Source organism: Mesorhizobium calcicola, assembly GCF_042682105.1.
Classification (GTDB): Bacteria; Pseudomonadota; Alphaproteobacteria; order Rhizobiales; family Rhizobiaceae; genus Mesorhizobium; species Mesorhizobium calcicola.
Window position 1 is genome coordinate 236265 of sequence record NZ_JBHUGY010000003.1, and the last position, 14997, is coordinate 251261.

The window sequence follows — 14997 nt, forward strand, 5'->3', positions numbered from 1 at the left end:
TCCGTCGTGGTGGAAGGCGGGGGTTTGCGGGTTGAGGTCGGCGGGTTTGTTTCGGGACGTCTGCGCCCCATCGTTTATGTCGCGAGTTGCGGGATGCGGCTGAGGACGATGCGCAGAATACGCTGGTCGGGGCAGGATGTCGGCAGGTGCAGGCGGATCTGGGTTTTCATCTCGACCACGCGGGCGGCGATCTTGATGAGGCGCAATCGCAGCGTGTCGAATTGGGCGACGGCAAAGCTCGAGCGTTTCGGCATCGCGGCGCGCAGGCCCCACATCAGCCAGTAGGCGCCGGCATGCAGGAACAGCCGGAACTGGTTGGCCGTCGCTCTTGTGCAGGAGGTGCGGTCGGCGGCGAGATGCGTCTTCCACGACTTGATGTGGTTCTCGGCAGCGCCGCGCCGGCAGTAGACATCCTCGTAGAGCGCCTTGGCCTTGCCACTTGCAAGGTTGGTGACGATGAAGCGGGTATCGGCACCTTGGGCGCCGACCTCGACGCGGGCGATGATGCGCTCTACGCGGCTCCAACTGGCGGCGCCGTCAAAAAACTCCTTGAAGCGGCGGACCTTGTTCGTCTTCGATGCTTCAAAGCGCGCCATCGTGCTGGTTTCCAGGTCCGCGACATGCTTGCGCAGGGTCGTGGTGGGCGCCACGCCGAGGATGAAGTCGACATCGTTGGCGCGGCACCAGTCGATGACCTGCGGGCTGCAGTAATGCCCGTCGGCCCGGATAAGGATGCCGGTGTCCGGCCAGTTGCTCCGGATCGCCCGCACCAGGCGGCGCAGGTGGGGGCGGATTTCTGCCCCGCTCGGCCGCTTCGCTGGTCGCAGGACCGCACCGACGAACCGGCCGTCGCCATCGAACACAACAATCGGCTGGAAGCCGTATTCGTCGTGATGGGCATTGAACAGGCGGAGCTGCTGGCCGCCATGCACGGCGTCAAAAGTGTCGTCAATGTCGAGCACGATCCGCTTCGGAACCTGGCGGAAGGAAGCGCAATAGAGGTCGACCATCGCCCGGCCCATAACGACCAGTTCCCGCACGCCAGGCAGGTTCTCAAGCCGGCACATCGTCGATTGCGAGGCCAGATCCCGACCCGAAGGCAGCGCATCCTGGGCCATCTTGAAGACCGGATCGCAGCGCAGCCGGTTGGCGTCGTTGCCATCCTCATAACCGGCGGCGATCATCTTCATGCGAAAGCCGATCATGTCCGCCAGGCTGTGGATGATCTGGTCCGGGCGGCGCGGATCGTCGATGCAACGCGCCACACGGTCGGCCACACGCAGCCGCTTTTCCACCTCGGCCAGAGCCAGAACACCACTGTTCGAGGACAACATGCCGCCGTCAAAACGGGCGACGACGGACTTGCCGCCGACTGATGACAAACCGCTCAGCGGCAGCGTAAGATCATTCATGGCGGGTGTGGTCTCCGGGAAATGGTTCGGATCGGCTTAAGCAACCAAATCCTACGTCATTTCAACGGCTTGCACCACATCCGCCAACCCCCATGAATTTTCCGGGCTAGCTCGTCATCACCCAGGAGACCGGCAGTGTCAGGTCCGAAACGAACTCGGCTGGCTTGTCGTCGGTGACGACGTATCCCGAGTTCTTTAGACCCTTTTCGAAGAATTCCGCCTTGAACACCGGATCGGAAAAATCGCCCGAGACGACGCTGACACCGAAGGTCTTCACATCAAGCGTTTCGATATCTTCGACGCGTCCCGCGAACATCGGATATTGAGTCCGCAGATACGCCATGGGGCCCTTCACCCGTTTCTCCTTGTCGAGCCTGTCCCACGCCGTGACGAGTACGGCGACGCGTGCCTTCGGTCCGACCGGTGTTCTCTTTAATCCGAATTCGAGAAATCGCAGGAATTCGCACAGGGCGATCTGCGTCGGTATTTTGATAGGCTTGCCTTCGTCATCGCCCGGATGGTCGGTCTGCGCCTGGCGGGCGCCGCGAGTTTCGGAACGAGCGGGCGGCTCTTTACTCGCCTCGGCTGGCGCGGCGGCACCTTCGCCGGCGCCGTCGTTGTCGGCATCGCTGGCCGCGTCGTCGCCAGCAGCGTTCCTGGCGTTGCGGGCCGCCCGCGCCTTCGCACGCTGGGCAAGAAATTTGCCACATGTCACCCAGTCGAGAGCCACCTCGTTCTCTTCAGAACCTTCGCGGACGAACAGCAAGGCCCCCGATGCGCCTTCGAGGCTTTGCATCCAGTCCTTGGGTATTTCGTACGTCTCGAGCGTCTTCTTCCACAATTCTCCCGTCACGTCGGGCACGACGATGTCCGAAAGCGGCCCGTTCGGATCGCTCGCATTACGCACCGATATCTCGAAGCTGTGGGTGGATTCCGCCACGTCCCGATTGGAGCGAGGAGCAAATTCACCCTTCAGAAGAAACTCCAGCGCCTTCTCAACGAATTCGACGTTCTGCGGCGGATGAGGTGCGACCAGCGCGCCGGCCTTCGAGCGGATCGACTCCCACAAGCGCGCGATGTAGTTCGTCTTGCCGCAGTCTGGCCCTCCGACCAGAATGTAGGTTCTTTCGTTCATCCCCGGTGCTCCAGGTGCCGGTAGCGCAGCATCGCCCTACTCTCCTCGATATCCGATCCCGATGCAGGCCAGGTCGGCGTGCTGTCCGGGGCGATGGCCCGGCAGTCCCGCATCAGAGCCTCGATGCCGTAGCCGGGATCGACCTTGCCTTGGTCGCCGAACGAAGCAATCTGAGCGACGGAAATCTTCAGGTTCTGTTGCTCAGCTTCCTGAATGATCGGCTCGACGAATGACGCTTGCACCTCGCCGCCGTCCCGCCTAGTCAGCACCAGCACCAGCGGCGGCACAGGATCGACCGAAGCGCGAAGGCGGTCGATGAGAAGCTGCATCCGGTGCACAACATATTGGCGTGTAGACGGCTCGCGAAGCTGCGATCCGTCCATCATTAGCCAGATGACGTCCGCTCTGCTCAGAAATTGAAGTCGATCCTTTCTGTTCTTGTCTATGAAGGACTGCGACCATTCGCCTGGCAAATCCGGTAGCAAGAAGTCGATCTTCTCTTCTCCTCGCCGCAAGCGCAAATGCAGAAAACCGGGCATCCGGTCGTCGGCCAGCTCAGTATGTTGCGTGAACTGCTGCGGCGGGTCGTCTTCGTTCCAGTCGAGAGCGCCTTGGCTGATTTCGTTGAACGCCATCAGGGTGCGGCTGTCAGCGAAGGAGAATTCCTTGAGTTTGGCCTTGGAGGCTAGCAGATAGAGGCTAACCAACGCTGCCGTCTTCCCGGCGTCCGGATCTCCCAGGATGCCGACTAGCGTGCAGTAACGCTCGCACATCAGGTCCTGCGCCAACTCGGGAGTCAGAGCCCGACTGTGAGGCAGGCTCGGATTCCGCTCGGGCTTCGGAAGCGGTGGCTCCGGCGACACCGGTACGTCGTCCGCCAGCTCCTTCATCCTGAACGAACACGTCGCCGGCGGATTCTCGGCGATGCAGATGCCGGTCTCCGCAACGGTGCAGTTGTCCTTGGTGCAGCCACGGGCCATCACACAGACACGCCGTTATGGTTGGAGCAGAAATGCGCGAGCGAGCTTTCCAGCAGAGCACGCGAGGCCCAATCGCCCAGCGGACGTTTGATCTTCGCGAGCGCATCAGTGGCCGCGCCGGTTTGCAAGGCCGTCGAGAGCGGGAAGACCGCAGGGCACTGCGAGATGTAACTTTGTGCCTCGGCAGGCGCGAGGGCGGCTCGATCTTTGCCGATCGCGGCCAGAAGTTCCTGCAACGACAGATCCTTTCCGTCTTGAACGTTGCGCAGGACCAGATGACGGTGTGATTCCGCAGGAGCCCTTCGAATCATGCGCCCGGCCTCGAGGCCCGAGGCAACCGCAACCGCCGCGCCGTTACTACCGTCGGAGAAGCGCCGTCCAAGCAGCGAACTCCAACCTGACAACACCCACCACAAGAGGTCGATCTCTTCGCGATCGATGGCGGCGTTCGACCTGAGATCGGCGATCGCGTCCTTGAAAGGCTTGAGACCGTCGTTCACCACCAAAGCGTCGAGAGAGGTTTCCGGGTCTCCTTCCTTTTTCTTGGCCGCGTCCTTGAATTCGGGGTTGAGCACTTTGATTCGTTGCCGGCTATCGCGCGCAACGGCGACGCAATGAGCCTGCGCGGCCTGCAAAAGTTCGCTGCGAAGCAGTTCCACTTTCGGGTCGGTCTGCGGCTTCTGGAACGAAAGCGCCGACCACAGTCCGAACGACAACACATCGGGAGTCGATAGGGCACCGTTATGCAGGGCCGAGCTACCCGATACCGATTGCAGAGCGCCCGACATGCCGCAGGCCAACATTTCGAGTCCATGTCCATCGGCGACGAATGCACTCGACGTCTTGCGGATAGCTCCCTCGATGGTCGCGGTGAGCGCCGCCGGAAGTTGCCCGCCCTGTTGAACGGCGACGGCAAGATCGTTCGCGGTCTGAAGCAACTCATTGATGTTTCGACGCGCCTTGAATAACCCTGCGATTTCACCAATCGCGGCTGTGCGCTTCTCGACAAGTTCGTCCGACGGATCGGCCGCAAAAATTCGGATGTGGGTGGCTATGTGCGACATGAAGTTCCCCCCGAAGGTATTCTTAATGTTGGTTACGTTCGATCGAGCTCTTATTAGCGTCAAGACGCCCGTCTTTCACAAGATCCTCAATGAGATTCCGCTCCATCATGAGGGTCAGCTCTTCATTCCAGTCGTCAGGCAGCGCATCGAGATCAATCAGGACCTTGAGGCGTTGAGCGGCCGTCAGGTCGCGGAAGAACTTGAGCAGGACAAGCTGAAATGCGGCGTCATTCATCGCGGCCACCGGCGCACTTTGAGACGGTGCGGGCTCGGGCGCCGCGACATATCCCGCAGGCAGGTCTTCGCGGCGCTCAAGTGCTGGATGTAGTGCATCGGGGACCAGTTGCACCGCCGGTTCAGCCTGGACTGCGACCACCGGCGGCGCCCCGCGACGAAAATTCGGACTCGCAAGCAGGTTTCGCGGTTTATGGCCTCCCAAACGAACATCGTCCGCCTCGAACCTCTTCTTGTCGTCGTTCCACGCTCGCGGCACGACTTCGACCGACAGCTTGTCCTCCTTCGAGCACCAGTCGAAAGTCAGCAGATTATATGTGTAAGTATATCCGTTCTCGACCTTCGGCGGAACGGTCGCCCCGGACGCAAGCATCATTAGGTCACATCCGTCTTCGATGGTTTCGATCTGCAGGTCCGGTTTGTGTTCGTGCCCGGAGATAAACACGCGCGCCCGATTGCGAACGTATTTCCGCGCGTCGACGCTATCTTGCAGACAGTGAAGAGGATGGTGACAGAGCACCACCAATTCGACGCCGGGGTCCATCGGCAAGACGCGCTGCGCAGCCCCCAGAATCAGCTTGCCTTCCTCGTCCTTTCTTTTCGAGCAGATCAGAGCGGAGTTAAGACCGAAGAAGCGGATGTAGCGGCCCGGAGCCAACTCCTCGCTCGAGTCGCTGGCGATGCCGCCGCCGGGATGAAGCGGGCAGTAGGTTTCGAGCGCAAACGGCTCATATCCGACGAAGCGATTGTAGAGGGCCTTGCAGTCGTCGGCGTCGGCGAGAAATTCGTCGAGCTTGGTCTCACCGCCGGTGAGGATCTCGTTGATCAGATAAGTACAGCCCGCGGAAATCCTGTCACGATCGATGTCATGGTTTCCCGGCACCAATTTGACGGCCGTGCGCGGACACCTGACGGCGCTCGCCAGGCGGTCCAGCCATTTCGCTGCGACGGCGTATTCTTCCGGCTTTCCTGCGTAGGCGATGTCGCCGGTCACAATCAGGCCTTTTGCGACTCCTCCGGCATGAATCCTCACCTGTTCCGCGGCATCCTCGATCAGCCGTTCTTTCGCGTCGTGATTAATGACGACGGCGGGTAATTATCCTTGCAAGTCATCGATTTGGTATGAACCGGGTGGCACCATCCCATCCGCAGCAGCTGGGCGATCCCGCGTGCATCTTTCCGGTCGGTCTTCACCGTCATAGCCGAGAGCGCCGCCTTCACGTGCCGCGTCTCGAGCAAAGCCGCATCGTGTCCGGCGGCCACAAGCCCGGCATGCAGCCATTGCGACAATGGCCCGGCCTCGAGCCCAATGCGACTAACAGACAATTCCAGTTCGTCGAAATAGCGGACCAGCGCCTCCGGCTCGCTGGCGATCTTGACCTCGCGCATGATCGTTCCGGTCGCGTCAACAATGCACACGCTGCTCTCTTCCAGAGAGACATCAATTCCCGCATAATATTCCATGGCTGTTCCTCTCGTGATGCGTGGAGCCGATCACTCGGACTCCGTTTCAACACCATCATTCTGAGGGAGGACAGCCACCCAACTTGGCTATGCTCGCGAAGGCCGGCCCATTACCGCATCTAGATGTCCAGCCAGGCATCCAGACCCACTTCATCGTATCGGGCCGAATTCCGCTCGGCAGGGTACCCGGTAGGACAATGCACCAACGAAGGAGGAGTTGATTTCTGCCGGAAAAGTTCGACGAACTCTCCAAGGTCGTTCAACAGGTTGAGAAGCCTCACTCTACTGACCTAAATGCGGCGGCCTAACGTTGTCCGCGAACAGAAGCGAGTGACCTACGGGGCGACATGCGAAAAAAATCAGGAGGAGCCTCACCTCAACGACCCAATCCCCAATCAGAGAAGGGTCTTTGGTATTATTTGCATGCCACAACTATGAGACGCGAGCTATCAGAAGTAAACGCTCCGCCTTCCTGCCCATAACATTCAACATTTTTGAACCCCGCAGTTTGCAACATGCGAACATAGTCAGAAAACCCATACTGCCTGAAGGAAAGGTACGTTCGTCGAACGCATCCATCGCGGACAACAATCCTTTCAATGTTCGAGCGATCGCTTAGCACATCGTCGCTATATATATCAATTCTTACATTGTCGTTACGACGCGTAACGTAACACATAGGCGACTTATGGCGCAGGAAATAATAGCGATTGGCGTGATCAATTAGCAGACGCCCGCCCTTTCGAAGTGAAGAAGCGGCTTCGCGAAGCACTCTCTCATTGTCCGCGTCATCGAAATAACCAAACGTCGTGAACCACAGAAAAGCCGCATCGAATCGGTCTCGCCAGGGAAGTGCGCGCATGTCGCCCAGAACATACTCAACTTTTACTCCACGTTCGGCCGCACCCTCTTCGGCTTCTTTGATCAATACCGGTGACAAATCAAGTCCGGTTACCTGCACTCCTTTTTCCGCCAACCGGTTAGTGATCCGCCCATAACCGCATCCAAGTTCGAGAACTTGGTCACCTTGTCTAAGGGCGAGAAGATCCACAATTAATTGGGCTTGTCGATCACTAATCTCCGGTGCATTTATTATGTCTCCAAAATATATATAGTCGTTACTGAAGTATGATCCAAGCTCATGTGACGACATAGTTCCGGAAATCTCGCTATTCATGTATGTTGCCTTCCTTCCAATGTCATGCTGTTGGGAGCGATATTGGCATTTCCAATTTTTTGTTTAAAGTATAAAATTGTAAATTTTTCAATACGATTTTTTTATCTTTTTGCAAAGTCATTCACCTCGTAGCGTTCGAGATTGTCGGGGCCAGTTGGGCGTCTCGCAGGACTGCTCCCAAAGCTTGACAAGATGACTGGGGATTTTGGTGCGAGCCGGACGACGCATACCGGCCTTGAGCATACGAGTTTGTTTCATCGCGCGGCGTAGCGAAGCGCACATTCCCATGTGCGTGTTACAACGACGCCCTGTCGCCGATGCCGTCGCAGCAACCCGACCGGACGATCCGGGGGGCGGAACAAGAGCAGTTCCCAACGACACGCCGCCTTTATCAACCAAAGACAGCATTTGTGTTGAGATCATTGCCTTTTCGTGCGAAACTTTCGCATGAGCTAAGGAGACGCAAATGCCTGAGACATTGATCGAATTGCTATCTGGCATCCGCACTGTCGAGGACATGGTCGCAGCCTTCAGCGATGAGGACCATTGCCGGCGGTTATTGGAGGGCATGGTATGGCCGGATGGTCGGGTCTGCTCGGCCTGTGGCTACAAGCGTTCGATCGCCATAGCCGGCCGGGACATGGGAAAACGCCGCGCCCGGCCTGGACTGTATCAATGCTCGAGCGGCGATTGCCGGTTCCAGTTCACGGTGACGACGCACACGCCTCTGCATTCCACAAAGTTGCCGCTGCGCACATGGCTGAAGGCGATGTGGTTGCTGCTGCAATCGGACAAGGGCCTGTCCTCGGTGCGGCTGGCGGAAACTCTTGGGGTGAGCCAACCGACCGCCTGGCGAATAGGCCACGCGTTGCGTCTCATGGTGGCGCGGGAAAACATGTTGGCCGGCACGGTGGAGATCGACCACTTCCATCTCGACGGCAGGCCAAGGAAGCGGCCCGACGAGCCGCCGCCGGGACGTGGCCGCAAAGGTCAGGCAAACACGGAGAAAACAACGGTTCTCGGCATGGTGCAGCGGCCCGCGGACAGGGTTCCCGGCACGCTTGCTGGCGATGCGCGCGCCGCGGTCGTCACCGGTCTCTCATTGCGAGCGGCAGAACGTGCGATCGAAACGCAGGTCTCGCCGGAGGCCCGTTTGATGAGCGATGAAGCGAAAGCATTCATGGCGATCGGCGAGGGCTTTACAGACCACGAGACGGTCAATCACTCCAGCCGCGAATATGTTCGCGACGCGGTTCACGTCAATTCGGTGGAAGGCTTCAATTCCCGGATCCGCCGCACTATCGCGGGAGTGTTTCATCACATCAGTCCACAGCATGCCGACCTCTATTTCCACGAGATGGGTTTCCGCTGGTCCCAGCGCATCGTTACCGGTCAGGCGGTCAGGAAGACACGGCGTGGCCGCCAGGTCGTGCGAACTCTTTGGTCACGTGTGTCGCCAGCGCTGCAATTGATGCAGGTCTTCCGATTCGCTACCGGGCGTCAGATGCGCCGAAGCCCGGATGGCGGAATCACCATCAAATCAGCAGTAGCTGTCTTTGGTTGATAAAGGCGCGACACGCTAAGGTCGAACGGAGCATGAACGTCATGCGGCGTGGCGCAACCGAGCTGGTAGTCTGAGCGACCGGAAGCCTTCAGGCATCTGATGTTCTGCATCCCAGGTGTAGATGCCGGTCAGATTGATGTGTTCCCAGCTCAGCGGCGATACGTGCTTGAGCAGGTGATCCGGAATCTCGCGATGCATTTTGCGCAAGTGGGTGACGGCCCGTTCGATATAGACCGTGTTCCAGTGTACGACCGCGCTGACGACGAGGTTGAGGCCGGATGCGCGGAACGCCTGGCTTTCGAACGATCGGTCACGGATCTCACCACGCTCGTGGAAGAAGACGGCCCGCTTCAGCTTATGCGCGGCCTCGCCCTTGTTGAGGCCGGCTTGGCACTGGGCTTGAGTACCATTCGATCATGAAGAGCGAGCGCTCGATTCGACCGAGTTCCCGTAGCGCCCTTGCGAGCTGGCTTTCCTTCGGAGATGCGGACAGCTTCTTCAGGATCGTAGACGGCACTACGGATCGCGTTGTGATCGACGCCGCCAGATGGAGCAGATCATCCCAGGGGTCGAGAATCAGAGTGGTGTTGATCGGCGCCCCGATGTGGTTCGACAGCGCCGGATATGCATCGCTTTTCTGGAACGTGTGGAACTTCCGATCTTTGAGATTGCGCAGTCGCGGTGCGAACCGTTTGCCGATCAGAACGAACAGCCCAAAGACGTGATCACTCGCGCCGCCCGTATCGGTAAAGTGTTCCTGGATGTCGAGGATTGTGTCCTGATCGAATAGCCCATCGAGCACATAGGCCGCCTCGCTTTCGGTCGGACTGATGGGCAGAATGCTGAAGTAGCCATACTGATCGGAAAGGTGGCTGTAGAATTTCGATCCGGGTTCGCTGCCGTAATGCAAATTGATGTCGCCGCGCTTTGCGGCTCGGTCGCTCGTGCGGAAGAATTGGCCGTCGGACGACGAGGTTGTTCCGTTGCCCCAAAGTCGAGAATGCGGATGCCGGGTGTGTGCATCGGTGATACATGCTTGCGCCGCGCGATAGGTCTCCGATCGAGCGTGGAACGTGCGCATCCAGCCGATCTGGTGAGCGCTGATCCCTTTGGCTGCGCTCGCCATTCGCTTCGGACCGAGGTTGGTAGCATCGGCCAGCACGCCGGCCAGCATGGCCGAGACATTTCTTGGGACGTCGCCGGTGCGAACATGCGTGAAGAAATCCGCAAAGCCGGTCCATTCATGCACCTCCCTCAGCAGGTCGGGAACCTCAACCAACGGATACATGTCGCTGATCTCGGCGTTCAGTTCCTCGGCGCCCGCCGGAACCTCGCCAGCCGTTGGCGTCACGATCAACGTCCCGGCCTCAAGACGAACACCTTCGAGCTTTCCGGACCGTGCTCTGTGCGCGAGGCGCTTCAGGTTGAAGTCGAGCATCTGACGCGCATCGGCAAGCCATTGCGCGCCGTCACCTTGGACGCCCAGTCCAAGGCGATCCTCCTCCTTCATGGTGGTGAATGTTGACCGCGGCATAAGATGCTCGTCGATCGGCCGGAAGGATCGGCTGCCATCGACCCAAATGTCCGCAGATCTAAGCCGGTCGCGCAAAGCCGCGAGCGTGGCGATCTCGTAAAGTCGGCGATCTGGTCTTCCCTGGCCGAAGACGAGCCTCCGATCAGTTTGGCTGAGGTGAGTGACCGGGACGCGATCCGGAAGTGTCCGCCGCTTCTCGGTGTAGAGCCGTTTCAGCAGCGAAATTGCCGCAAGAAGCGGATCGTGGCGGCGCGCTGAGCGGAACGTGAACGCCTGCAGGAACGCACCGGCATATTTGTTGACGGTCGCATATTGCTCTGCCGCCAAGGTCAAGGGCGACGCCTCGTTGTCTTCGACCATCGACTCAAGCTCAGGCTTGATCCGGAGCAACCGGTGCCACCCAACCTCTTGGTCGAGAACCTCCAATGCGTTCCGGTCATGGTCGTTCGCGGATTGCAGAGCAGTGATGGTCTGGAGGAACATGCGCAGCGCCTTGGCGGTATCCGGCCTGCAGTCCATGTGCCGTTGCTTCTTGCGGTTGTTGGCTTGGGAGAACAGCCGACCCATCAGCTTGATGAACATCGAAACTGCATCGTCCGTGAGCTTCTGGCCGAGCTTGATGACCTGTGCCACGATCAGAGCGTGCCGACGACTGGCATTGAAGTCGCAGGCCAGCCAGGCCGGCGTGGCGGTGCCCTCGCGGATCATCTGGTCCCATCGTCCCGACGAAATGCGCACCTGCAAATTCGGATCGATCTCCAATCTACGCAGGAAGGCAATACGGTCGGTCAGTGCGACCAGGATCGACGCACCTGGCGCATCCGGCGCCGATCGCAGCCAATGAAAGCGCGTCTGGCCGATGGCCGGGTCAACCTCCAACAGCCTGTCCAATGATGTAAGCCGATCGGGCGGGATACCTTCGACAAGTTCCTTCTCACCCCGTCGGCGAGCTATCGCGCGACCGCCGAGACCTATCTTCTCGATGGAATGCAACGACGGAAGGAGCGCATTTCGTTTCCGGAATTCGGCAATGACTGCTGTCGCGATCGGCAGTCCGTGATCCCCATTGGCGGCCGCATCGATTGCAGCCACAAGGGCGGCGCGACGATCGTCTCTGGAGGCAGTCCGCAGACAGAGGTACGCCATCAACGATCGGCTGTGATCGAAACGCGTCTGTACTCGATGTGCATATAAGGCGTAGAGGCGCGCGTCGATACCAAGCTGATCCGCAAGATAGTTGATCACAGCCGCGGGTGGCTGCTCGTTGTCCCACAAGATCCGTCCCGTTTGGCGCATTGTGCAGAGTTGAACGGCGAAGCCCAGTTTGTTCTGCGGTCGCCGGCGGAGTTCGCATTCCAACCGATCTGCCGGGTCCAGTGTAAAGTGACGGATCAGGCTATCCTCGTCCGTCGCTATGCCCAGGAGTATCGCCGCTTCCTTTGAACTGACAAGCTTTCTTCTACCCACTCGCGTTCTCCCTCGGAACACCAAATTCCCAGGGAAAGTGGTTCGCCATCGGCCGGAGGCTTTCAACCGGCCGGTGGCTTCATCTACAGATCAATGCGCATGTTCGCGCTTCGTTCGGTCTTAGCGTGTCTGCGGGAACAGTTCTTGTTCCGACCCCAGGCTGGCGCGGCAGCAAAGGCATTGGTCGGGATGATGATCGATGATGCGATCGGCATCCTCACTCATGGCGCGGCTGTGACCTTCATGACCCGCCTTGGCGCCGCCAGGCTTTGCCCTGTCCCGACGCGCCTTGCGATCGCTCGAAGGTGGCTTGGACGACGTGCGTGATGTCTTCTCTGGCCGCTGCATCCGCAGCACCAGATCGATCAACTCTTCCTTCGTCAGACGCTGCAAATCAGTGCGATCCATATCCCCATAGATTCAGGGATTCTTGCCCCTGACAAGGGCGTGGGTTGTCTAATCGCAGATCATTGATCAAGTCTTTTTTGAATAGCCCGAAGACGCCATTGCTGTTTTTTGGACAGACAGCGAACAGGAGGCGATGTTACGATCGCGCTGCCTGGTCTTCTTCGCGCTGTTGATGATCGTTTGCCGGGAGTCATGGTTGTCTTCGCGGTCGACATCTGTTCGCCGCATTATGGATATTCGCAAGGCGAGGCCTTCCAATGTAATTAACGCAGTTTGTGTGGACGTTACGCACCTGCAACCCACGATAGCGGAATGGCCCGACCTACGTCCCGGCAGGGACGTCTCGGCGTGTCCGAAGAAAGGACGCAATCTGGTTGTGGCTCAATTTCAAGTCATGAGTGGTCTCCCATGCCATGCGGTGCGATCTCAGGCGGTCGCGCCGGCGGACCGATCAAAAGGCTCGCCGGTTTTCAGCATTGTGTGCATGATGACAGCGAGTTTGCGCGCCACGGCGACCGCGGCCCGCTTGAAGCCGACCTTTTTCCTGAGCTTCAGTCCCCAGGTTCGAAGCGTGCTGTCAGCAAGGGTTCTCGTTAGGATCACCACGGCAGCTTGATAAAGCAGACCCCGCAGATGGTTGTCGCCACGCCGCGATATATGCCCGTCAAAATCAACTTCTCCCGACTGGTAGCGCCGGGTGGTGAGACCGAGCCACGCACCAACTGAACGAGATGTCCTGAAGTTTTCCGGAGCCTCGATCGCTGAAGCGAAGGAGGCTGCGACAACCGAGCCAACACCCGGTATCGACACCAGCAGCTGACATGGCGCGCTTTCCCGCGCAGCGGCGACAAGCTGCCGATCAAGTTCCGCCGCCCGGTCGCGCACGGTTCGCCAGGTCTCGAGCAGAGGCAGGATAATCCGCTCCAGTCCCTTGTTATCGACAATCAGGTTTCGGACATTGGCTTCGAATACGCGGCCGGCACCCTTGGGAACGACCAGCCCGAATGTCTTCATCAGCCCACGGATCTGATTGGACAGCTCGGTTACGATCTTGATCAGCTGGCTGCGCGCGGCTACCAGTGTGCGGGTCAGCATGCTGTCATACTGCTTGACCCGCACCTCCCGGTAAAAGCCAACTTCTGCAAGCTGCGCCAGACCGTCTGCATCGTTCGCATCGGTCTTGTTCGGCGCCATGTCGAGCGCCGCTTTGGCGTGACGGGCATCGATGCAGATCGCCGGCAGGCCTTCCCCCGTCAGCGCATGATAGAACCAGACCGATAAGGGGCCGGTCTCGAAGACGATCTTCTTCGCGTTGGGCGCACGCTTGCAGATCACTTCGGCCAGCAACTTCGGATCAGATGGGCATTTGCCGCGCCAGCTCCGCTTGCCATTCTGCCGCACCGAGATCGAGGTCTCTTTCAATGACACATCAAGGCCGATAAATTGGTCCATGGTTGTTGTTCTCCGATTGCTGCTGGGCCCGGGTCCGACTCGTGAGCCCGTTTTTCATCATATCGGGGAACAACCGCCGCCTATGCGCAAGGGCTACAAAGCGGCACGTGGACGCGGCTCCCGCGATTACCCCATGTAATTACGCAGCTTGGGCTGATTTGAGATCCGCTCCTGAAAGCCGATCTCGAGGGGCCTACCCTCATCTTTCACGCAGCTTCTCAGCATGTTGTCAGTTCACCATCGAACCTCCTTCTGCTTGCTGCAGCACACTATGGATGGAAACTAGACTAGCTACACTATGCAGGACCAGCCGTTATTGGCGGGATGAACAGCCGTGGCTATGCCGCTTGCATTTGAACATAAGAGTTCCAATGAGACGAAAATTGCGCCAAGATTGGTGCGAATAGCGGTCGGCGCTTGGGATCGGTCAGTGATAATTTGCGTGGCCACTCCCCATGGGATCTCTTTTCGTCAACCGACAGCACGATGGCATGCGCAGGCGGCGAGACGTAGAGCCCGACCACATCGTGAAGCTTCTCGGCAAAGGCTTTGTCGTTGGACAGCATGAAGCTGCGCCAGCGGAGGGGCGCAAGGCCGTGGTCGTGCCAGATCTTCACGACCGAGGACGCAGCAATACCAACCGCTCTTGCCATTGCGCGGACCGTCCAGTGGGTCGCCTCGTGGTCGGGCTGCTCCAGCGTCAGCGCCACGACCAGCGCGGTCTCGAGCGGCGCGATGCCCGGAGGCCGGGTCTTATCGCGCAGCAGGCCATCCACGCCCTCGGCCACGAACCGCTCCTGCCAGCGCCACACGCAGGTCTTCGACTTGGCCGTTGCCGCCATGTTCGCGACGGTGCCCAAGCCATCGTCGGTCAACAGGATGATCCGCGCCCTCCAAACGTGCTTTTGCGGCGAACCGCGCGCCGCGCAGAGCGCCTCAAGCCGGGCCCTATCCGATGCTGTGACGACGATGCTGATACCGGTACGCATCCCGCATCGTCGCACAGGCACGCAACATCGGGGATCCCCAATCGGACTCGTCTGTCCCGATCAATCCACTCTCATGATTGCTGACAATAGCCTTTGGCATAGGTCGCAGTCCGCCGA

At 59.2% G+C, this 14997-nt stretch carries 8 protein-coding genes and 4 pseudogenes; 1 reads left to right on the forward strand and 11 read right to left on the reverse strand.

Annotated features, from left to right (window positions below; translation table 11 throughout):
- Positions 1-74: 74 nt before the first annotated feature.
- The 7 genes and pseudogenes from ACFSQT_RS02355 to ACFSQT_RS02385 all read right to left on the reverse strand — a co-directional run bounded on the left by ACFSQT_RS02355 (position 75) and on the right by ACFSQT_RS02385 (position 7466).
- A complete protein-coding gene (locus ACFSQT_RS02355; protein WP_379016826.1) occupies positions 75-1412 on the reverse strand; it encodes an IS1380 family transposase in 1338 nt (445 codons plus the stop codon).
- 106 nt (positions 1413-1518) lie between these two features.
- Positions 1519-2547 carry a TRAFAC clade GTPase domain-containing protein gene (locus tag ACFSQT_RS02360; protein WP_379016827.1) on the reverse strand — a complete coding sequence of 343 codons (1029 nt, stop codon included), beginning with the start codon at positions 2545-2547 and terminating at the stop codon, positions 1519-1521.
- Positions 2544-3527, reverse strand: coding sequence for a TRAFAC clade GTPase domain-containing protein (locus ACFSQT_RS02365; RefSeq protein WP_379016828.1), 984 nt, complete (start codon positions 3525-3527; stop codon positions 2544-2546). The genes ACFSQT_RS02360 and ACFSQT_RS02365 overlap by 4 nt, the downstream gene beginning before the upstream one ends.
- Positions 3527-4591 carry a GTPase-associated system all-helical protein GASH gene (locus ACFSQT_RS02370; protein ID WP_379016830.1) on the reverse strand — a complete coding sequence of 355 codons (1065 nt, stop codon included), beginning with the start codon at positions 4589-4591 and terminating at the stop codon, positions 3527-3529. Before ACFSQT_RS02370 ends, ACFSQT_RS02365 begins: the two co-directional genes overlap by 1 nt.
- 22 nt (positions 4592-4613) lie before the next feature.
- The gene (locus ACFSQT_RS02375) at positions 4614-5858 is read right to left on the reverse strand and encodes a metallophosphoesterase (RefSeq protein ID WP_379016832.1); all 1245 of its coding nucleotides are present in this window, start codon (positions 5856-5858) and stop codon (positions 4614-4616) included.
- 65 nt (positions 5859-5923) lie between these two features.
- Positions 5924-6289 (reverse strand): annotated as a pseudogene (locus ACFSQT_RS02380) (IS110 family transposase); the annotation flags it as partial.
- 415 nt (positions 6290-6704) lie between these two features.
- Positions 6705-7466, reverse strand: coding sequence for a class I SAM-dependent methyltransferase (locus ACFSQT_RS02385; RefSeq protein ID WP_379016833.1), 762 nt, complete (start codon positions 7464-7466; stop codon positions 6705-6707).
- Between the two features lie 517 nt (positions 7467-7983).
- On the opposite strand from ACFSQT_RS02385, the gene ACFSQT_RS02390 reads away from it, so the two are divergent.
- Positions 7984-9030, forward strand: coding sequence for an IS1595 family transposase (locus tag ACFSQT_RS02390; RefSeq protein WP_465264321.1), 1047 nt, complete (start codon positions 7984-7986; stop codon positions 9028-9030).
- Positions 9031-9069: 39 nt separating this feature from the next.
- On the opposite strand, the pseudogene ACFSQT_RS02395 reads toward ACFSQT_RS02390, so the two are convergent.
- From ACFSQT_RS02395 to ACFSQT_RS02410, 4 genes and pseudogenes are all read right to left on the reverse strand, one after another.
- Positions 9070-12031: pseudogene (locus ACFSQT_RS02395) on the reverse strand (Tn3 family transposase).
- Positions 12032-12187: 156 nt separating this feature from the next.
- Positions 12188-12439 (reverse strand): annotated as a pseudogene (locus ACFSQT_RS02400) (IS66 family transposase); the annotation flags it as partial.
- 426 nt (positions 12440-12865) lie between these two features.
- Positions 12866-13891 carry an IS110 family RNA-guided transposase gene (locus tag ACFSQT_RS02405; RefSeq protein ID WP_095090353.1) on the reverse strand — a complete coding sequence of 342 codons (1026 nt, stop codon included), beginning with the start codon at positions 13889-13891 and terminating at the stop codon, positions 12866-12868.
- A gap of 464 nt (positions 13892-14355) precedes the next feature.
- A pseudogene (locus ACFSQT_RS02410) lies at positions 14356-14880 on the reverse strand (helix-turn-helix domain-containing protein); the annotation flags it as partial.
- Positions 14881-14997: the final 117 nt, after the last annotated feature.